The following is a 20,365-nucleotide window of genomic DNA, read 5'->3' as shown; positions in this document are numbered from 1 at the left end:
CTAATAACTGCAATACACAATCTGGTGCGCTAATCTCAAATGGATTAGCGCACTTTTAATTGAATGAAGTATAAGTAGGAAATGTCATTATTTGCTATTCATTTTATAGCTATACAAGAGGAAACTATCTAATAATCTGAACTCTGGAGTGGTAATTATGAAAAAGTCTATAATTTCTTTACTGATCGTCTTAACAATAGTCCTTTCTTGGAACGCGCCAACTTCTGCTCAAATAGAAGACCCATTTCCAACAGAAGATTTAAAAGAGCTTATGGTTAAAGATATATTGATGCTTTTGTTAGGAATAGAAATAGAAAAAGCAGTTAGCGATTATTACTCTAATTATTTAACTGAATCACCAATGGTCTACCCATATCAAATTGATATAGTTCATATAGAAAGAGTGGATGGATTTCGTAGTTTTCATTTTTTACTTACACTAGAACTCACTCCAGTTGTAGGTCCGCATATATCGGTAGGAAAAGATAGGCTGACATTTGAAATAACACCTACAATTCCTGGACAAATTAAATTAAATAAATATGAACATCTTGAGACACATGAACTCCCGCCACACTGGCAAAACATAATAAAAAGAAAATAACATATTACAGAAATGATGGGTGCGCTCCTTAAAGAAGGAATCGCACTTTATTTGTTGAATGAATACTATAAGAGGATTTATTAAAGACCAAATGGAGTAGTGGTTTCGAGAACACCAGAAGAGTTAGCTCGTTTTATTGAACTAGGAATCGTCAGAGCAACAACTTCATTATATTGAACTGTTTCTAAAAGTTGAACACTACCCATAAGTTGAAAAAGATGAGAAGGTAGGAGTACGCATATGAGAAAAACGTCTAAAATAGGAATAGTACTTGCTATTTTAGGTGTGGCGGTTTTTGTGTTTGGTATTTATTTATTGATGAATGATGATGGGAGCTTTATTACTGCTCTTGCTATTCCATTTATGTTTTTAGGCTTGTTAATAGGATGGGTATCCATCCTTTTTATAAGTAAATTTAGTAAAAATGGTTTTCATTTAAATAATTTCATCGTATTATTCATGTTGTTCGCCTTTAATGGGATGGCTTTATTTGGAGCTGCATTTAGCAATACAATAGAATCTGAATATATTTTTACAGTAGGGCTTGCGTTTGTCATCTGGGGAATCTTTTATTCTCTTCAATTTATACGTTCTACGAAAGTATCGAGAACTTCTTGGTTTATTATTATGGTAGTATTTTTATTTTTTTGGCAAACAGGTCTTGGATTTAAAATCGGTGAAATGATTTTCTAGCTTGAGAACTAAGAATAAAGATTATATAGATTCATACAAAAAGGAGCTTAACTTTCTAAGCTCCTTTCTTAATACCTTACGTTCGATCCCAGAATCTTTGTTTAGCAATCGCCTGAATAAAGTCTCTAGCAAACTGTGGATTATTATCTGAAAAAACGACACCGCTCATATTATTTTGATTGGATGTTTTAAAATAATTTCTTGCTCCACTTGCAATTCCAATTGGCTTAAAATATTTATAAGCATTTTTAAAATAAGCTTGCATTTCTTGATTCATCAACGCTTGCCTTTTAACAACCCCACCGACAAGGTACACACTATCGTAGAGAATTGGATAAGTTGTAGTAAAGTTTTCATCAACTTTAAGTCGCGTTCCATCTGAGGCAGTTACATAGCCTAAGTTTTCACTAATAATTGTGTAAAAAACATGATTTGCTTTGAATTGATTTAATACATTATTTACTTCATCTGCATTAAATCCATCCCCAATCACAACTCCAACTTTCTGTGTAGCAGCAAGGAATGGGGTGGTCATCTGACTTAGGGAAGGATATTTTGGCACATCAGGTAATTCGCGTTTGGCGGGCTTGTTGACGCCAACTCTTTCTGCAACAACGCAGGCCATGTCATAATCTACATTTGCCCACATTTCCACGTTTTGTTGTCTTACCGATTCACTTTTTGCTTTAGCAATATGAAACCCTAATGTCTCTGTTAAATCTTGTTGTTCAATTTTTGATAAACTCTTGAAAAACATTCTCGCTTGTGTGAAATGATCGTTGAAAGAGTCACTTGGAACTTCGCGGGTCACATGACCTGAAACTTCTTCAGGATAATTAACATAGCCGCCTTCTTCAAAGCTCGATTCCGCTGGCGTATTTTCTGCGAGCGAATTATTATGATAGTGAACACTGTCAACGTCGATACGGTCACGTTTTACACTGTCACGGAGGTTGAAGTTCTTTTCATTAATGGATTGGTTAACAGGAATGTTATTTATGTTGGCAGTGTGTTGTCTATATAATTCAGTATCACGATAGGCAAATGCTCTACCTTGTAAAACAGGATCATTTGTAAAGTCGATACCAGGGACGACATGTGCTGGGTCAAAAACAGATTGTTCTGATTCAGCAAAAAAGTTATCTACAAGACTATTCAGTGTCATAGTTCCAATAGTTTCTACTGGAATTACTTCTTCTGGCCATAACTTTGTATCATCGAGAATATCAAAATCATAATTAAATTCATCTTCTTCATTAATTAGCTGTACACCAAGTTCATATTCTGGGTATACGCCTTTTTGGATTGCTTCAATAATATCTCTTCTGTGAAAATCTGGATCCACACCACCGATTAGATTTGCTTCATCAAGCAGGAGGGAGTGTACGCCGAGTTTAGGTGTCCATTTAAAACGAACAAAAGTTGATTTTCCTTCTGCATTAATAAACCGGAAAGTATTTATCGGCCAACCAGCCATCATGCGCCAGCTTCTTGGACGGCCACGCATGGACATCAGCCACATGACCATATGTGCGGATTCTTGGTTATTTGCCACGTAATCCCAAAAATTATTATGTGCTGTGGTTGCTTGGGGAACGTCCGTCTTTGGATTTGGTTTAGCTGCATGTGTGACATCCATAAATTTCATTGCATCGGCTAAAAGGAATACTGGAAATTGGAGGGATAATGAATCATAGTTTCCTTCGTCTGTGTAAAATTTCACTGCAAAACCTCGAATATCAACTGCAGTATCTTTTGAACCTTTACTACCTACAAAAGTAGAAAAACGAACAACAACTGGTGTTTTTCTTCCAGCTTCCTGAAGAAAATGCGCTTTAGTTAATCCTTTTAAAGATTTACTTGCTACAAAATCTCCATACACATTAAATCCTCTGGCATGTACAACTTTCTCTGGAATTCTTTCTCGGTTAAAATGGGACTGCTTTTTATAAAAGTGAAAGTCTTCAAATAGTAGTGGACCACGCCTGCCTGCCCGAAGTGTTTGCTGTGTATTCGATACTTTAACACCATAATCTTCCGTCATTTTTTTCCCGGGGCCAGTGTTTTTATGCCGATACTTTTCTAATTGCTCATCCTTTTTATTCCTCTTACTTCTTTCCTCGTTTTTGTCTTTATCCACTTTATCACCATTCCTAATTCTTTAATATTATCCAGTTATATATGTATGCTGACTGCTAAAGAATTAGAATGAAAAACTCCAGGAAAGTACGTTGCTCTCCATAAGGGGAGGTGCCGTATTTCCTGGAGCTTTATAAGTTATTCATCATATACATAGCGATCTCTACCGACGAAGAGACCGAAAATGGTGAGGATAACAATTGTGATTAAGATTGCAATGATTGGTATATCCCAGTTTCCAGATAAATCAAAGAGGAAACCGATAAATATAGGACCAATCGCAGCGAGCACATAACCAACGGATTGAGCCATTCCAGAGAGATCTGCTGCGTCTTCAGATGTACGCGCACGTTTTCCAAGTAAGGTTAGTGCGAGAGCAAAAATTCCTGAGAGTGGAATTCCAATGAATATTGAACTGATTACAATGATTGTAAAGTTATTACTAATTAAAATTCCTATATATCCGATGATATTTAACACTGCTAGAATCATAATAATTCCTTTTTGCGATTTCATTTTATCCGCAAGCACCGGAACGGCAAAGCTAGCAGGTAGTCCAATGATTTGTGTGAACGAAAGCATCCATCCAGCCGTTTCCATCGATAAACCTTTATCAAATAAAATTTCTGGAAGCCAAGAAATCGTCACATAGAACAAGAAGGACTGTAAACCCATGAACATAGCCATCTGCCACGCTAATTTTGAGCGCCAGATCCCTTTTTTGGGTGTAGAGGGAGCGTAGCGGATTTGCTCTTTTTCCTCGGTGTTTTTTACTGCTTTTGCTCGTAGGTAACTCCACATGATGATAGCAAGAATAGCCGGAATAACCCAGATGATTAAGGCGATTTGCCAACCGAATTCAAAGCGTTCTTCGATAGGAATACTTATCCCAGAAGCTGTAGCAGCTACGATTCCCATCGTTGTTGAATAAATACTCGTCATGAGCCCTACTTTTAAAGGGAATTTATCCTTAATTAATCCAGGTAAAAGAACATTAAGAATGGCAATTCCAATACCAGCTAGAAAAGTCCCACCAAAGAGTAAAAAAGTGAAAGAGAAGGGACGAATACTCATACCAATGAATAATAAAATTAATCCGAGTAACATGGCACCCTCGTACGAATAACGATTACCTAATTTCGCTGCGAATGGTGACATTACCGCGAATGCAATTAACGGAAGACTTGTTAATAACCCAGCAGCTCCATTCGATAGTCCGACTTCATCACGAATAATCCCAAGTAGTGGACCTACAGATGTAATTGCTGGTCGTAAATTAAAAGAAATCGCAATAATACCTGCGATTAGAAAAAATTTATAAAATCGTGCTGTTTGTTCCATATCATTATTAATTTTCATAGATGCCACCTCTATTTTCTATTCTATCGGATTTTATTCAAAAAAAGAAGTCTACCCCCTTGGGTGATAGTAAATTAAATATATTCTTGATTCATCGTTTCTGATTTAAGTGGGGGAGATTCTACTATCGGCCGTTAAAAATTTATATGCAGGATTTGTTGGCCGATAGATGCTCTTTATCGGCCAACAAAAATCGAGAAGTAGAATTTGTTGACCGATAGACGCCCTTTATCGGCTCCCAAAACTCGAGAAGCAGAATTTGATGACCGATAGACGCTTTTTATCGGCTACCAAAACTCGAGAAGCCGAATTTGTTGACCGATAGACGCCTTTTATCGGCTACCGAAAATCAAGAAGTAGAATTTGTCGGCCGATAGACTTCCTTTATCGGCTACCAAAACTCAAGAAGTAGAATTTGTCGGCCGATAGACTTCCTTTATCGGCTACCAAAACTCAAGAAGTAGAATTTGTTGACCGATAGACGCTCTGTATCGGCTATCAAAACTCGATAAGTAGAATTTGTTGACCGATAGACGCTTTTTATCGGCTATCAAAACTCGAGAAACAGAATTTGTCGACCGATAGACGCTCTTTATCGGTCGCTAAAACCGCGACAGCCAAATTAGCAACCGATAACCACATTTTGTCGGTCACTAAAACCGCGACAGCCAAATTAGCAACCGATAACCACATTTTATCGGTCGCTAAAACATTAACAGCCAAATTAACAACCGATAACCACATTTTGTCGGTCGCTAAAACCGCGACAGCCAAATTAGCAACCGATACCCGCATTTTATCGGTCACTAAAATCGTGACAGCTAAATTAGCGACCGATATCCACATTTTATTGGTCGCTAAAACCGTGACAGCCAAATTAACAACCGATAACCGCATTCTATCGATCATCAAAAAGCATAATCCATAAAATTGTCGGTCGATAAATAAATTAAACTTCAAACGGGATTTTCATTCAATCATACAATCCGATAAACCAACCCTAATCAAAATAATTTTGGATATATAAGGAATTTAATTATAAAACAGTTTATACTAGAGGAAAGGTATAGACAGGTATTCTATCGTATGAATGAAATAGTTGAAACTAATATTCAGTATTAACCGTATTAGTAATATACAAACAAAGTGGAGGGGTTCATGATGAAGAAAAGCTTATTGGTGCTAGCGATTTTATTGACAGCATTTTTAGCCGCTTGTGGTGGAAGTGAAGATGCAAAAGAAGTTTATAATAAAGCAGTAGAAGCTAGTGAGAACGCTGAAAGTGCAGAGATTGACTTAACAATTAACCAGACAATGACAGGTGAGCCAATGATGGGCGAGCTACAGATGGATATGGATATGCAAGTTGCCGTTACAATGGATCCAATTGCAATGCATCAAAAAGGAAATATTTCAATGGATCTTCAAGGCGTACCAATGGATACAGAAATGGAAATGTATATGATAGAGGATGTAATTTATATGCAAGATTCCATGTCCAAGACTTGGTTAAAACTTGATGCATCTACAATGCCAGCAGAGTTTGCTAATGTTGATCAAGCACCGAACGAACAATTAGATTTACTTGCATCATTTGTTGATGATGTAGAATTTATTGAAGAAGATGATGTGTATATTTATAAGTTTGAAGGTGAAGGGGATGAAATAGAAGATTTCACCCAAAAACTAGTCGCAGGCAATCTGAATAATGATACTTTCACAGAGCTGGGCGTTGACGTTGAAGAGCTTTTCGCCGAAATGACGATTCACTCGATTTACTATGAACTGCATATTGATAAATCAAGCTACGATACGAAAAAGGTTATCACAAACATAGACATCGAGCTTCCAATTGATGCAGACGATAACGCGATGCGCATCTATCAAGAAATGACCGCAGAGTATATCGGAATTGACACCATTGACCAAATCGAAGTACCACAAGAAGTCATTGATTCCGCACAGGAAATGTAAATCATAAATAAAAACTGTTAGCCAAAATATGGCTAACAGTTTTTATTTTGCCCTGTAATATTGGATGATAGCACATGAACTGCTATAATATAGAAGGCATATTATAAACATATAGATTTTAACGTGTGAAACGGGGGAATACCAATGGAAACAACTACATTAAGATGGGGAACAGCATTAGAATTGCGTCAACTGCTCAACGAACTAGTTAGTTGGAAGAGTATTACACTATCAGAAGGTGAAAAGCAGTTCCCAAGTAAGTTACATGCCAAATTACTTGACCTTGACTACTTCCAAGCGCATCAAGATCAGCTTGCCCTACATGATACAACACTTAGAAGAAAGTTTTTGACTGCATTATACAAACATCCAGAAGCGACACAAACAGTTGTGTTAATCAGTCATTTCGATACAGTAAACACAGAAGAATACGGTAACCTAGAAGCATTAGCAACACAGCCAGAAGAACTCACAAAAATACTTGCAGATCATACGCAGGAATTACCTAAAGAGGTTTTAAAAGATCTTGAATCTGGTGAGTATTTATTTGGCCGTGGGACAATGGATATGAAGATGGGATTAGTTACCCATATGCACCTCGTGGAAAAAGCAATCGCCGAAGAATGGAAATTAAATCTTTTATTATTAACCGTTCCAGATGAAGAGGTAAACTCTGCAGGAATGCGTGATGCCGCACCAGTTCTTTTAGAATTGAAAAAAACGTATAGCCTTGATTATAAACTTTTCTTAAATAGTGAACCTGTATTTAGTCAAGAACCAAATGATAAAACATATTATATTTATTCAGGGACAATTGGAAAAATCCTTCCAGCCGCATTGTTTTATGGAAAAGAAACCCATGCGGGAGAACCACTAAGTGGCATGACTTCTCCATATATCGCGTCATTTTTGACGAAGAAAATGGAATGGAATGACACTTTCCAAGAGACGGTTTATGGTGAAACGACACCACTTCCAGTTACCTTACAACAAACAGATTTGCGTTTGAACTATTCGACTCAAACACCATATCGTTCATCCGCTTTATATAATATATTTGTGATGCAGCGAACAGCTTCAGAGGTGTTTGACCTATTTGAAAAAGTAGCAGAAGAAGCTGCAGACGAATGTAATGCACATTACCTCGATGTTTGTCAGAAGCATAAGGTAGAACCAATTGGTAAAGTTAAAGTCATTCGGTACAAAGAGTTAGTTGACTATGCTATTCGCAAATTTGGAAAAGAATTTGTTGAAGAAGTTAAAGCGGATATCCAATTCAATGATGAATGGGATGAACGCGAAAAGTCACTTCGAATCACTGATAAGCTTATGATTGAATGTCAGGAATTAGCTCCTGCCATCATCATTCTTTTTGCACCACCATACTACCCAGCGATTAACTCAACTGGAACTGAGCTAGCAGAGTATATTACAGACTTTGTAAAAGAAAAAGCAAAGAGAACATTTGATTTGCAAACAGAACGCGTTCATTTCTTTAATGGAATTTGCGACCTTAGCTATGTGAACTTTGACGATGACCAAGAAGGCTGGACGTCTTATGAAGAAAACACACCTGTTTGGGGAGAAAGCTATCATATTCCATTTGAAGAAATGGGAGAACTAAAAGCTCCGGTTTACAATATTGGACCATTTGGACATGATGCTCATAAACGAACCGAACGCGTGCATATTAAAAATGCTTTTGAAGAAACACCAGCAATCATTGAAGATTTACTTCGTGATTTGATGAAAAAGTGGGATTAATTTAATCGTTTCGTTGTGCCGCGATTCGTAGTATAATAAAAGTTGGAGGTGAAAGGGATGGGGATAGCAAATATTGGTATACCTGGTTTGATTTTAATAGTAGTACTAGCTTTAATTATCTTTGGCCCAAAGAAACTTCCTGAGATTGGTAAAGCTGCAGGCGAAACATTAAAAGTTTTTAAAACATCTGTTAGTGAAACAACAGATGAAAAAGAAGAAGATAAGAAGTTAGAAGAGAATAAAGAGGATAAGTTGTAAGAAAACTATTTATCTTTATATAAAAAAGCTCTAGTCTGAATAAATCAGATTAGAGCTTTTACTTATTGTAGGGAGTGATATAATTCTTCAATTTTACTGTTTTCCACAGGGCGACTGAAGAAGTATCCTTGACCTTCATGACACTCTTGTTGCTGTAAGTATTTAAATTGCGTCATGTTTTCGATACCTTCAGCAATCACACGAAATTGTAAGTTTTTGCCCATATCAATAATGGTATTTACTATAATTTCACCATCATGATCAAGATCATCAATAAAGGACTTATCAATTTTCAACGTATCAATTGGCAGTCGTTTTAAATAACTTAAAGAAGAGTAGCCTGTACCAAAATCATCAATGGAAACTTTGACACCAAGTTTTTGCAGTTCACCTAATTTTTTAGCTGAATCTTTGATATCAATAAGTGTGCCTTCTGTAATTTCAATTTCAAGATAAGAGGCATCAAGCTCTGCTTCGTTTAAAATTTCATTTAGATTAACCACGAAGTCAGGATCTCTAAACTGAACCGGTGAGACATTTACTGTTACTCGTTGTAAGAATATACCTTGTTCTTGCCAGCTTTTCATTTGTTCACAAACCGTTTTCAATACCCATTTACCTACTGGGATAATTAGTCTCGTTTTTTCTAGAATTGGAATGAACTCTGCTGGTGAAATATTGCCGATAGACTCGTTGTTCCAGCGTAATAGAGATTCAACACCAACAATTTTATGTGTTTTTAAATTGATTAGTGGCTGATAAACCAATGAATATTCATCATTGCTCAAAGCATTGCGGATTTCAAGTTCAATTTTATAATTTCTTTCCATTTCAAGGCTTTGGTTCTTCGTACTTACATGATACTGATTACCGCCATTTCTCTTAGCATGATACATAGCAGTGTCTGCTTCTTTAATCAATTCTTCAATTATTTCAAAAAAATTCATTTCTGTTTCAGCTGTATTCCTCGAACTAATTCCAATGCTTGCGGTCATAATTAATTCAACATTGCTAATTGGAATTGGCTCGCGAATCACTTCAAGAACTTGATCGATAAGTTGTTTTAGCTCATCTTGCTCTTTATCTTCCAAAATGATAACAAATTCTTCGCCACCAATACGGAAAATATCTACGCAATCTTGAAGAGAGCTCTGTAAGCGTTCAGCAGTTGTGATAAGAACTTTATCCCCAATGTCATGGCTAAAGTTGTCATTAATTACTTTAAAACGATCGAGATCTATGTACATCACTGTTATTTTTTTATGAATTTGCTTCGGTTGTTCCTCTGCCCATTTTTTAATACGGTTGCGGTTAGGCAGTTTTGTAAGCGGATCTGAATAGGCCATTTCCTTAATAAGCGATTCATATTTCTTTCGCTCAGTTATTTCTTTTTGAAAAGTAATATATTGATAAGTAGCCCCGTCTTCGTTTTCAAACGGAACAATCGTGGTATCACACCAGTAATAAGAGCCGTCTTGCTTTTGAGACTTTAGCTCTCCTTGCCAGGTATCACCAGTTCGAATCACTTCCAAAACATGATCAAATGAATATTCGGGATTATTTGCTGTATAAATCTTTTCAAACGATTCGTCAAGCAACTCTTCCAAACTATAATTTGATATATTACAAAAACTCTCATTAGCAAATTGGATTCTTCCATTGGAGTCCAAAATAAGAATCATTGTTGTTTTGTCTAGTGCTTTTTCAATATTTTTCATTGTTTCAGCTGTTATTGCATGGTTAGCGGCTTTATTCATCTGACTTATCTCGCCCTTCGAATGACTCACTTTTTATTCGACCAACTATCTAGTCCAATTATACTATACACGAAAATAATAGTCTGTGACAAAAAAATGACTCTATTTTTTAAAATTGGATATATAAAAATTTCATATTGTTAAGAGGATAATACCCGCTTCGGAAATATACTTCGCTTTCCGCGGGCGGCTCACTGTTGCCGTGCGTTACGCTTGAGTCTTTGTATATTTCCGAAGCTTATTTTTGCTCTTTTTATTTCTTAATTGATAAAATACCGTCAATAAACTTTAACATATTCCTTTAATTACTAGTTATTGGATCTGGGTAGTCGTACCCTTTTTCGTCTACTTCTACTTTGATCATCACTTGATCTTCAAGGGGTTTGTCTGATCCATCGCGTTCTGCGGAAACAATTTTATCAACTGTTTCGAGTCCTTCAATGACTTTTCCAAAGCCCGCATAATCACCATCTAAATGTGGGGAAGGGTCTGTCATAATGAAAAATTGTGAACCTGCAGAATCGGGAGACTGTGAGCGAGCCATCGAAAGGACACCACGTTCATGTACGAGCGTATTTTCAAATCCATTGGAATTGAACTCACCAGCTATTGAATAACCAGGGCCGCCTGTTCCAATACCGTCTGGATCGCCACCTTGAATCATGAACCCTGGAATAACTCTATGGAAAATTAGTCCATCATAAAATCCATCGTTTACTAAAGAAATAAAGTTTGCAACAGTATTTGGTGCAATCTCAGGGTAGAGTTCCACAACAATCGGATCGCTATCTTTTATCTCTATTGTAACGATTGGGTTTTCCCCTACGTCACTTGGGTATGCTGTTGTCTCGTTTGTTTCCTCACTTGTATTTTCGTCTGTTTGTTGACTATCATTATCTTGCCCGCCACCGCAAGCAGCTAAAAGAAGCAAAAGTGCTAGTGTTATAAATCCTAATAATCTCTTCATTTCTTTCATTCCTTTCTACCTTGGTTCGAACGTTCCCATTATAGCACGTTACCTCCAATGATAAAAAGTAAAATTAAGCATAATGTCCACCGATTTTTTTGCTGCGTTCAATCATAATTCCAGCATCTGTATAACTTGAGGCTCTTAGTATGGACGAAGAACCATATTTATCACGAATAGAATCCATCACATAGCCAATATCATTTTTCTTCACACGGTCTTCGAATAAATCAAGTTGAACATCGTCTTGGTCATAAAGATTTCCGAGTGTAACATAGACATGACGTATTTTACTCTGCCCGTCATAGAACTTCCAGAAAAGCTGCATGCAAACGTTATACATATCTAATGTAATATTTGTTGGCCGTTCAATACTAAAGGAGCGGGAAAAACCGCCAGCTGAATGCGAGTCTTTGGAATAGGAAATTCCTAAATGAATGGTTTTCCCAGCTTTGTTTGCTGTACGTGCTCGGCGACAAGCTTCTTCACAAAGTTCTAGGATTGCAGTTGCAACTTCTTCTTTTGAGTAGTCACGAAGTAAAGAAATTCCGTGACCAAAACCTTTTTGCTCTGTTTTTGTAAAATCACCATAGATTGGACTGAGATCAATTCCCCATGCATGCCAATAAAGCTGTTCTCCCATAATCCCAAAGCGTTTTTTAATTTGATTAAAATCATAGCGAGCAAGCTGTCCAAGCGTAACAATCCCCATTCGGTTTAAATTATTTTTCATGCGATTTCCTATTCCCCAGATTTTCTCAACAGGGAAGGGCCAGAGTTTTTCTTCTACATCTTCGTAGGTGCATTCCGCAATCCCAACTTTTTTCGAATGTAGATCCATAACGACTTTGGCAAGAAATTTATTATCTCCAATTCCGATAGATGCTGTAAGCCCAAAATTATCGAGAATTTCAGCTTTAATTTTTTTAGCGATTTCTTGACGACTACCGAAAAGCTTTTCTAAACCATTGACAGTTACCCAGACTTCATCCACAGAATACTGGTGAATCGCTTCTGTCGGAGCAAAGTTATTAATTAGCTTGGTAATTTCTACAGAAACATGTAAATAATCCGCCATATGTGCAGGAACGGCATATATTTCGGGATCATTTGGCAACTCAAAGTAACGACTCACATTACTAATTCCATATCGTTCCTTGAGAGCAGGAGAAGCAGCAAGCACAATACTTCCTGGACGCTTCAAATCCCCAACCACCGCAAGCATCACTTTCATTGGGTCAAGCCCAAGCTTCATCGCCTCCACACTCGCATAGAAAGAACGCATATCAATACAAAGAATATCGTTTCGCGGATAAATAGAGTAATCCATTTCGATTCACCACCATAAATAGAATGTATGTTCTACTATAATACGCTTTTCTGGATTAATCAATTCATTGAAGTTTCAATTTATTTATGCTTTACTTTTATATAAACAAGAGAATGGGAGGAGAGCTTTAAAATGAAAGTATCTTATCATGGACATTCCGTTGTAAAAATTGAAACAGATAATCATACGATTTTAATTGATCCATTTATTACTGGAAATGAGGCTTGTGATCTTGATGCAAGCACAATCAAAGCCGACGTCATTTTATTAACGCATGCTCATAATGATCATGTGGGAGATACATTTGATATTGCAAAAAGAAATGATGCGCTAGTTGTTGCACCATTTGAACTCGCAGAATATCTTGGTGACAAGGGGCTGCGAAGTCATCCAATGTCGATAGGCGGTTCGCGTGAATTTGAGTTTGGTAAGGTGAAATTTACCCAAGCCTTCCACGGTTCTTCGTTTACAGAAGAAAATGGCAATGTCGTTTATGGAGGCATGCCAGCAGGAATCCTCTTCACGGCAAATGGAAAAATAATTTATCATGTAGGAGACACCGCATTATTTACCGATTTAAAAATGTATGGTGACATGAATGAAATTGATGTGGCCTTTATCCCAATCGGGGACAACTTTACGATGGGACCAGAAGATGCACTTGTTGCGGCGGAATGGATTAATGCGAAAGTGAGTGTACCTATTCATTACAATACATTCCCAGTGATTGAACAAGATGCTGACAAGTGGGCAAATGAAGTAAAGGTTGGAGAAGGCCGAGCATTAAAACCAGGTGAAGTAATTGAATTATAATTGAGAGATTAATAAAATCTGTCTAGCTCTTATACGGGAGCAGGCAGATTTTTTTGATAAATAAATAACAACTATAAAACTTTTTACCTATAATGTCGATAATTATAGTATAATAGCATTGGTTATTTTTATTGATAGAAGGAGTGCAGAAATTGGAGATTTTTATCATTATCTTTTTCTTTTTATTTGGAGTAACTTTCGGCTCTTTTTATAATGTGGTCGGCTTACGTTCGCCGAAAAATGAAACCTTCACGAATGACCGCTCTTATTGCCCGATCTGTAAAAAAACACTCGCTTGGTATGAACTGATTCCAGTACTTTCGTATGTTTTACAAAGAGGAAGATGTCGCGGGTGTAAGAAAAAAATCTCGATCATCTATCCACTCGTTGAAGGGATGACCGGAGTTCTATTCGCTTTTAGTTATTACATATTTGGTTTTCAGTGGGAATTGGCAGTAGCATTATTACTCGTTTCCATGCTGATGATTATTCTTGTTTCTGATTTAACCTATATGATCATCCAAAATAAAGTCCTTTTATTTTTTCTTCCATTTTTCATCATCTTACGCGTATTATCGCCACTTGATCCATGGTGGTCACCGATTGTCGGTGGAGTCGGAGCCTTTCTTTTACTAGCGCTAATTATTATTGTTAGTCGCGGAGGTATGGGAGCAGGAGATATGAAGTTATTCGGAGTCTTAGGAATTGTACTCGGATTCAAGCTGGTATTTTTGGCTTTCTTCTTAGCTTGTCTGATTGGCGCAGTTATCGGTATTTTGTTGATGGCATTTAAAGTTGTTAAACGACAGCAAGCAATTCCATTTGGTCCATATATTGTGATCGCTGCTCTGTTAAGTTATTTTTATGGAGATGCAATGTTGGATTGGTATTTTACCCTTTTCCTGTAATTGGAAATTAGTTTCTTAAAATCATTAGTAAACGATAAAAACTTCAAGAAAACATAAAATTATTTCATTGACAGCAATCTAGTTAATTGTTACTATTTACCTAAGTTAATAACACTACAAAGTGAGTAATGAAATACAATCTTATTTGGGCGCCTTGGATTGTATGGAGCTAGTGGCGCAACCGACCTTCGTATGAATTATTTATGTATAATTATGGAAGGTTTTTCTTATGCCATTTTTAACAATAACTAAGCAAAAAAGCTCATTTATCTATAAAGAAATATGAAATGCATAGTAACAAAGAATCATAGAAAACTTAACATAACAAAGAGAAAAACGTATAGAGAGTTGGGGGATCATCGTGAATAAAATAAAAAGACTACGAAATATTTTCATATTGACCATTGTACTGTTGGTTTCTTTAATACTTCCTACTTACGTTTTTGCCAGTAAAGTTTCAGATGGATCTGGAGTTGCGGGAATCCCTCTAGAAAACATGACAATGGAAGAAGCGCGACAAGAATTGCAAACGACAATTGATGTTTGGCAATCAGGTGAGGCGCTCGAAGCCATACACGAACAAGAAATATTAGAAATCCCCCGTGATATTTTCCAATTTGATATCGAATTAACACTCACGCAGTTAGAAGAAAAGATGAAACGACACTGGTCAAACTTCTTTATGAAACCAAAAAATGTGCAACAAGAATTAATTGTAAGTTTAGCACCTGGTGCAATTGAAATGTTAGATTGGCCAGCGAGTATTGATATTGAAGCGACATTGAATTACGCATTACTACAAGCAAGCAACCTTACGGAAAACTCCGTATCACTGGTTTACATAGAAGGTGCGATGTTAGAAGAAGTAGAGATTGCTTCTGTCAGTTTAGAAATTCCAGAGGCATCTGAATCTACTATTGAATACCTAATTGAAAATCTAAATGGACAAATCATTGAACCGGATAGCCTTTATTCATTCCTTGAGGCAAATGCTTTACCAAATGGAGCGGCAAATGGTGAAATCGAAATGAGTTTTGTAGCGTCAGGGCTATACGAACTCGCTTTACAAACAGATTTAGCAATCATTGAACGTCATCAACAAGATCAAGTTACAAGCTACGCAGAACCCGGACTAGATGCAAAAGTTAATCGAGAAGAAAACCTTGATTTACGTTTATACCACACAAATAATTTTTCCTACACCATACTTGCGAAAATTGACGAAGGACGTGTCGAACTTTCACTAGAAGCACCAAGCACAGCATTCATTTCTGATTACTCACTTGAAAATGAAAAAGAAGTGAAGCCACGAAAGATTTATCGTTATAATAGAAATCTTGGGCCTGGAGAAGAAGTCGTAATTCAAGAACCAGCAAATGGTGTGCAAATTGAAGTATACCGATTGGTAAGAACTGAAGACGAGGAAAGTGTAGAAAGAAAATTAGTATCGAGAGACTTTTATAAGCCAATACATGAGATTATTGAGACTTCGGTGGAGACGGAAGAAAGTGTTGAGGAAACGCCTGAAGATGTAAATGAAAGTACGACAATAATCGATGAAGTAAATAATATTCAATTAACATGCGAAGAAGATCCAACTCAATGTAATGAAGAAGGTACTGTTTTACTTCCGTTATTCTTAAGTTGTATGGAAGAAAGAGTAGCATTATCTTCTGCAACAGATGAAATAAACAATGCAACAGCACTGCCTGGTGCTTGTGACTTACTAGTGTTTTATTTATCTTACATGCAAGAAGATAATGATTTAATTGCACCAGACCTTGAATTTAATGAAGATATTGATGAAGAAATAGCTGATTTCAATGACGAACAGCAAGAAGAGGTGAAGTAGATGGCGAGAAAGCGCTTAGGAGACTTACTTGTCGATGCAGGACTCATTACAGAGGAGCAATTAAGTAATACGCTCGCTGAAAAATCAGCAGAAGAAAAATTAGGAGATGCGCTCCTTCGAGAAGGATACATCACCGAACAGCAACTCATTGAAGTATTAGAATTCCAACTCGGGATTCCGCATATTAACATTTTGCAATACTCTATCGAACAAGAAGTCATTCAACTGATCCCAAGAACACTAGCAAAACGCCATCAAGTCTTGCCTTTTCAAATCGATGGAAATAAATTGTATGTGGCAATGGCTGATCCAATGGATTACTTTGCTATTGAAGAACTGCGAATGGCTACCGGCTTTCAGATTGTTCCTGGAATTGCAACAAAAGATGCACTTTACCGTTCGATAACGAAATACTATGACTTACAAGAATCGATTGAAGAAGTGCTCGAAGATTATTCAGGGGAAGAAGATATCGAAGAAGCAGGGATCACAGATGATGACTCACCAATTGTACGAATGGTGAACCAAATCATCGCCAATGCCGTCGTATCACGTGCAAGTGATATTCACTTTGACCCGCAAGAAACAGAAGTGCTCGTTCGTTACCGCGTGGACGGGATGTTAAAAACAGAGCGTTCTTTACCAAAGTATATGCAAAATACTTTGATTGCACGGATTAAAATTATGGCTGATTTAAATATTACCGAGAATCGTTTACCACAAGATGGTCGAATTAAGATGACAGTGAATTATAAACCGATTGACTTACGAATTTCTAGTCTTCCAGCAGTTCATGGTGAGAAAATTGTTATGCGAATCCTTGATTTAGGAAGCTCTTTAAGTCGGTTAGACAAATTAGGCTTCTCAGATGAGAATTTAGAAACGTTTAATCGTTTAATTAACCAACCAAATGGACTTGTACTTGTTACTGGTCCCACTGGATCAGGTAAATCATCAACATTATATGCTGCTCTAAATCATTTAAACCGCGAAGAAGTTAATATTATTACAATCGAGGACCCTGTGGAATATCAATTACAAGGGATTAACCAAGTACAAGCCCGTGAAGAAATTGGTATGACCTTTGCTAGTGGACTGCGTTCGATTTTACGTCAAGATCCAGATATTGTCATGATTGGTGAAATTCGTGACCAAGAGACAGGGCAAATAGCAATTCGTGCTTCGTTAACTGGTCATTTAGTATTAAGTACGCTACATACGAACAGCGCAGTTGCTACGATTACACGTTTAATTGATATGGGTGTGGCACCATTTTTAATTACTTCTTCTTTATCAGGTGTATTGGCGCAACGACTTGTTCGCAGAGTATGCCGTGATTGTGGTGTTTACACGCCACCAACAGAAGCAGAAATGAAAATGTTTGCAGATGCGAATGTCGCAGTCGAAAACTTAAGAAAAGGCAGAGGATGTTCAAGCTGTAATAATACAGGCTATCGTGGTCGAATCGCAATTCATGAGCTCTTAACGATTGATGATGAAATTAATCGTCTCGTTATGCAAGAAGCGAGTTACGTCGATTTATATCGTTATGTTAAAGATTCAGGAATGAAATTTTTATTGCATGATGGATTAGAGAAAGTAGCCCAAGGTTTCACTACGTTAGAAGAAGTATTTCGCGTCGCAACTGTCGAATAGAAGGTGGAATGTATACATGCTGATTGATCATTTACTCCAAATTGCTTATGAGAAAAAAGCATCGGACTTACACATTACGGTAGACTCTCCACCAATTTTAAGAATTAATGGAAGTCTTATACCAGAAGGTGATGAAGTTTTACAATCAAAAGACACAGAAGAAATGGCCAAGCATATTGTCTCAGAAGCACAGTGGGAAGAGTTCTTAGAAAAAGGGGAAATAGACTTATCCTATGAGCTTGACTATGTTTCTCGTTTCCGGGTTAATATTTACCGACAAAAGTATAATGTCGCTATCGTATTCCGAGTTATTCCGAGTAGAATCCTGACATTAAAGCAATTGAATATGCCGTCGATTCTTCAAGATATGGCGGAAAAGCCACAAGGACTCTTTCTCGTAACTGGCCCAACAGGTTCAGGTAAATCGACGACACTTGCTGCAATGATTGACTATATTAATCGCCGAGAAAAGAAACATATTATTACATTAGAGGACCCGATTGAGTATGAGCACACTCACCGCCAATCGATTGTCAATCAAAGGGAAGTCGGTACAGATACTTCAGGATTTGCAACTGGCTTACGCTCCGCACTGCGTCAAGATCCAGACGTTATTCTCGTTGGGGAGATGCGTGACCATGAAACAATTTCTACTGCAATTACCGCAGCAGAAACAGGACATCTTGTTTTAGCAACGTTGCACACAAGTAGTGCGTCACAAACGATTAACCGAATTATAGACGTATTCCCGCCACATCAACAAGGACAAATCAGGACACAATTATCCATGGTGCTTATCGGTATTTTATCACAACGACTTATACCGACGATTGATGAAACAGGAAGAGTAGCAGCAACTGAAGTGCTCGTCAATCTCCCGTCAATTGCGAATTTAATTCGTAATGAAAAGATTGAGCAGCTGAATAATATCCTGCAAACAAGTCGGTCATCCGGGATGCATACATTGGAAATGTCTTTAAAAGAGCTTGTTGGCAGTGGAAAGATTGATCCAGAACAAATCGAGATTCATAGTGAGAACTTAGGTGAATTTTAATGGCAGTCTTTAAGTATGTCGGGAGAACAGCAAAAGGAACAATGAAAAAAGGAACGATTGAAAGTGGAACGAAAAGCCAAGCAATCAATGAATTAAAGAAAAAAGGTATTCGACCACGAGAAATCGAAGAGACACAACCTACTATCTTTAACAAAGACCTTTCTATTGGTGGAAGTTCTATTAAAAATGACGACTTTGTTATTTATTGTCGCCAGTTCGCAACGTTAATTCGGGCTGGTGTGTCGATTGTTGATTCTACCAATATATTAGCCGAACAGACAGATAGTAAAGGACTAAAAAAAGTCTTACTACAAGTAGAAGAAAACTTACGAGACGGTTTATCTTTATCAAACGCAGCAAAAAAACATCCGAAAGCTTTCCCGCCGTTATTTGTTAATATGGTTCGTGCTGGTGAAGCAACAGGTGAAATGGATGCGACACTCGAACGCCTCGCAAGTCATTATGAAAAACAGAACACGTTAACAAAGAAAGTGCAATCCACATTAAGTTATCCAGCTGTCTTACTCATTGTAATTGCCGCTGTTGTCGTATTTCTTATGGTATACATAGTGCCACAATTTGTTTCGACATTTGAATCAATGGGAGCTGAGTTACCAGCGATTACAAGAATGGTCATGGCAATTAGTAGTTTTACAGCGTCCTATTGGTACTTAATTATTCTTGTTTTAGCCTTAGCAATTGGTAGCTTTGTTTATTTATTTAAAAAGAATGAGAGATTCAGGTATACGGTCTATGTCGGATTACTGCGCATGCCGATATTCGGTAAGCTCATTCAAAAAGCAGCGATTGCACAAATGACAAGAACACTTTCTTCTTTATTTGCAAGCTCTGTTCCAATCTTACAAGCACTAGAGATAGTTGAAAAAGTCGTTAGTAATTTAGTGATTCGTAAAGTCGTTAAAGAAGCAGCTGAGAATTTAGAAGAGGGAAGACCATTATCACAACCAATTATTCAAAGCTGGGTCTTTCCACCACTTGTTGGACAAATGATTGCCATCGGAGAACAAACCGGACAACTCGACTTTATGCTAGGAAAAGTTGCTGATTTTTATGAAGAAGATGTCGATAGAACTGTCGATTCCTTGAAGTCATTAATCGAACCGTTAATGATTGTCATACTAGCAGGAGTTGTCGGTTTAATCGTAATAGCAATTATGGTACCAATGTTTTCTATCTACGATCAGCTATAAAATCTATACTTTTTAGGGGGGTGGTA

At 37.2% G+C, this 20,365-nt stretch carries 17 protein-coding genes and 1 riboswitch; of the genes, 11 read left to right on the top strand and 6 right to left on the bottom strand.

Annotated elements, in window-relative coordinates; genetic code table 11:
• Positions 1-157: 157 nt before the first annotated feature.
• Together ACXYMZ_RS05970 and ACXYMZ_RS05965 are read left to right on the top strand one after the other, a co-directional pair.
• On the top strand, positions 158-604 hold the full coding sequence (locus tag ACXYMZ_RS05970; RefSeq protein ID WP_458947447.1) for a DUF3888 domain-containing protein: 447 nt from the start codon (positions 158-160) through the stop codon (positions 602-604).
• A 240-nt stretch (positions 605-844) separates the two neighbouring features.
• Positions 845-1,297 carry a hypothetical protein gene (locus ACXYMZ_RS05965; protein WP_458947446.1) on the top strand — a complete coding sequence of 151 codons (453 nt, stop codon included), beginning with the start codon at positions 845-847 and terminating at the stop codon, positions 1,295-1,297.
• Positions 1,298-1,373: 76 nt separating this feature from the next.
• Here ACXYMZ_RS05965 and ACXYMZ_RS05960 read toward each other — a convergent pair whose 3' ends face one another.
• The 3 genes from ACXYMZ_RS05960 to ACXYMZ_RS05950 form a co-directional block, all read right to left on the bottom strand.
• Positions 1,374-3,437 carry a catalase gene (locus ACXYMZ_RS05960; protein ID WP_458947445.1) on the bottom strand — a complete coding sequence of 688 codons (2,064 nt, stop codon included), beginning with the start codon at positions 3,435-3,437 and terminating at the stop codon, positions 1,374-1,376.
• A gap of 137 nt (positions 3,438-3,574) precedes the next feature.
• Positions 3,575-4,795 carry a CynX/NimT family MFS transporter gene (locus ACXYMZ_RS05955; protein ID WP_458947444.1) on the bottom strand — a complete coding sequence of 407 codons (1,221 nt, stop codon included), beginning with the start codon at positions 4,793-4,795 and terminating at the stop codon, positions 3,575-3,577.
• 540 nt (positions 4,796-5,335) lie between these two features.
• Complete coding sequence (locus ACXYMZ_RS05950; protein ID WP_458947443.1) at positions 5,336-5,704, bottom strand: hypothetical protein; 369 nt, start codon at positions 5,702-5,704, stop codon at positions 5,336-5,338.
• 252 nt (positions 5,705-5,956) lie between these two features.
• Here ACXYMZ_RS05950 and ACXYMZ_RS05945 point away from each other — a divergent pair, with 252 nt between their 5' ends.
• From ACXYMZ_RS05945 to ACXYMZ_RS05935, 3 genes are all read left to right on the top strand, one after another.
• Positions 5,957-6,769: a DUF6612 family protein gene (locus ACXYMZ_RS05945; protein WP_458947442.1), complete on the top strand. Its 813-nt coding sequence runs from the start codon at positions 5,957-5,959 to the stop codon at positions 6,767-6,769.
• 144 nt (positions 6,770-6,913) lie between these two features.
• The gene (locus ACXYMZ_RS05940) at positions 6,914-8,533 is read left to right on the top strand and encodes a M20/M25/M40 family metallo-hydrolase (RefSeq protein WP_458947441.1); all 1,620 of its coding nucleotides are present in this window, start codon (positions 6,914-6,916) and stop codon (positions 8,531-8,533) included.
• A 57-nt stretch (positions 8,534-8,590) separates the two neighbouring features.
• Positions 8,591-8,791: a twin-arginine translocase TatA/TatE family subunit gene (locus tag ACXYMZ_RS05935; RefSeq protein WP_458947440.1), complete on the top strand. Its 201-nt coding sequence runs from the start codon at positions 8,591-8,593 to the stop codon at positions 8,789-8,791.
• Positions 8,792-8,853: 62 nt separating this feature from the next.
• Here ACXYMZ_RS05935 and ACXYMZ_RS05930 read toward each other — a convergent pair whose 3' ends face one another.
• The 3 genes from ACXYMZ_RS05930 to ACXYMZ_RS05920 form a co-directional block, all read right to left on the bottom strand.
• Positions 8,854-10,578 carry a sensor domain-containing protein gene (locus tag ACXYMZ_RS05930; protein ID WP_458947439.1) on the bottom strand — a complete coding sequence of 575 codons (1,725 nt, stop codon included), beginning with the start codon at positions 10,576-10,578 and terminating at the stop codon, positions 8,854-8,856.
• Positions 10,579-10,849: 271 nt separating this feature from the next.
• Positions 10,850-11,515, bottom strand: a complete 666-nt coding sequence (locus ACXYMZ_RS05925) for a peptidylprolyl isomerase (RefSeq protein WP_458947438.1) — start codon at positions 11,513-11,515, stop codon at positions 10,850-10,852.
• Positions 11,516-11,588: 73 nt separating this feature from the next.
• Positions 11,589-12,845 (bottom strand): DNA polymerase IV, encoded by a 1,257-nt coding sequence (locus tag ACXYMZ_RS05920; protein WP_458947437.1) that lies wholly within the window; start codon positions 12,843-12,845, stop codon positions 11,589-11,591.
• A gap of 132 nt (positions 12,846-12,977) precedes the next feature.
• Here ACXYMZ_RS05920 and ACXYMZ_RS05915 point away from each other — a divergent pair, with 132 nt between their 5' ends.
• The 6 genes from ACXYMZ_RS05915 (at position 12,978) to ACXYMZ_RS05890 (ending at position 20,339) form a co-directional block, all read left to right on the top strand.
• Positions 12,978-13,658: a metal-dependent hydrolase gene (locus ACXYMZ_RS05915; protein WP_458947436.1), complete on the top strand. Its 681-nt coding sequence runs from the start codon at positions 12,978-12,980 to the stop codon at positions 13,656-13,658.
• 143 nt (positions 13,659-13,801) lie between these two features.
• Complete coding sequence (locus ACXYMZ_RS05910) at positions 13,802-14,566, top strand: prepilin peptidase (RefSeq protein ID WP_458947501.1); 765 nt, start codon at positions 13,802-13,804, stop codon at positions 14,564-14,566.
• Positions 14,567-14,678: 112 nt separating this feature from the next.
• Positions 14,679-14,762, top strand: a riboswitch (cyclic di-GMP riboswitch).
• A gap of 165 nt (positions 14,763-14,927) precedes the next feature.
• Positions 14,928-16,418, top strand: a complete 1,491-nt coding sequence (locus tag ACXYMZ_RS05905) for a VanW family protein (protein ID WP_458947435.1) — start codon at positions 14,928-14,930, stop codon at positions 16,416-16,418.
• Entirely contained in the window at positions 16,419-18,074 is a 1,656-nt protein-coding gene (locus ACXYMZ_RS05900; RefSeq protein ID WP_458947434.1) for a GspE/PulE family protein, read from the top strand. It abuts the gene before it with no gap.
• Positions 18,075-18,090: 16 nt separating this feature from the next.
• Complete coding sequence (locus ACXYMZ_RS05895; RefSeq protein WP_458947433.1) at positions 18,091-19,128, top strand: type IV pilus twitching motility protein PilT; 1,038 nt, start codon at positions 18,091-18,093, stop codon at positions 19,126-19,128.
• On the top strand, positions 19,128-20,339 hold the full coding sequence (locus tag ACXYMZ_RS05890; protein ID WP_458947432.1) for a type II secretion system F family protein: 1,212 nt from the start codon (positions 19,128-19,130) through the stop codon (positions 20,337-20,339). Before ACXYMZ_RS05895 ends, ACXYMZ_RS05890 begins: the two co-directional genes overlap by 1 nt.
• The last annotated feature ends 26 nt before the right edge of the window (positions 20,340-20,365 follow it).

The sequence above is a fragment of the Oceanobacillus sp. CAU 1775 genome (assembly GCF_054482815.1).
Note: the sequence above shows the minus strand (reverse complement) of the source record. Positions and strands in the feature narration are given on the sequence as shown.

Coding starts and splice junctions, on each gene's coding strand:
- ACXYMZ_RS05920 (WP_458947437.1), bottom strand. CDS start 12,845: ATGGATTACTCTATTTATCCGCGAAACGATATTCTTTGTATTGATATG.
- ACXYMZ_RS05925 (WP_458947438.1), bottom strand. CDS start 11,515: ATGAAGAGATTATTAGGATTTATAACACTAGCACTTTTGCTTCTTTTA.
- ACXYMZ_RS05955 (WP_458947444.1), bottom strand. CDS start 4,795: ATGAAAATTAATAATGATATGGAACAAACAGCACGATTTTATAAATTT.
- ACXYMZ_RS05940 (WP_458947441.1), top strand. CDS start 6,914: ATGGAAACAACTACATTAAGATGGGGAACAGCATTAGAATTGCGTCAA.
- ACXYMZ_RS05945 (WP_458947442.1), top strand. CDS start 5,957: ATGAAGAAAAGCTTATTGGTGCTAGCGATTTTATTGACAGCATTTTTA.
- ACXYMZ_RS05890 (WP_458947432.1), top strand. CDS start 19,128: ATGGCAGTCTTTAAGTATGTCGGGAGAACAGCAAAAGGAACAATGAAA.
- ACXYMZ_RS05965 (WP_458947446.1), top strand. CDS start 845: ATGAGAAAAACGTCTAAAATAGGAATAGTACTTGCTATTTTAGGTGTG.
- ACXYMZ_RS05935 (WP_458947440.1), top strand. CDS start 8,591: ATGGGGATAGCAAATATTGGTATACCTGGTTTGATTTTAATAGTAGTA.
- ACXYMZ_RS05915 (WP_458947436.1), top strand. CDS start 12,978: ATGAAAGTATCTTATCATGGACATTCCGTTGTAAAAATTGAAACAGAT.
- ACXYMZ_RS05970 (WP_458947447.1), top strand. CDS start 158: ATGAAAAAGTCTATAATTTCTTTACTGATCGTCTTAACAATAGTCCTT.
- ACXYMZ_RS05895 (WP_458947433.1), top strand. CDS start 18,091: ATGCTGATTGATCATTTACTCCAAATTGCTTATGAGAAAAAAGCATCG.
- ACXYMZ_RS05950 (WP_458947443.1), bottom strand. CDS start 5,704: ATGATCGATAGAATGCGGTTATCGGTTGTTAATTTGGCTGTCACGGTT.
- ACXYMZ_RS05900 (WP_458947434.1), top strand. CDS start 16,419: ATGGCGAGAAAGCGCTTAGGAGACTTACTTGTCGATGCAGGACTCATT.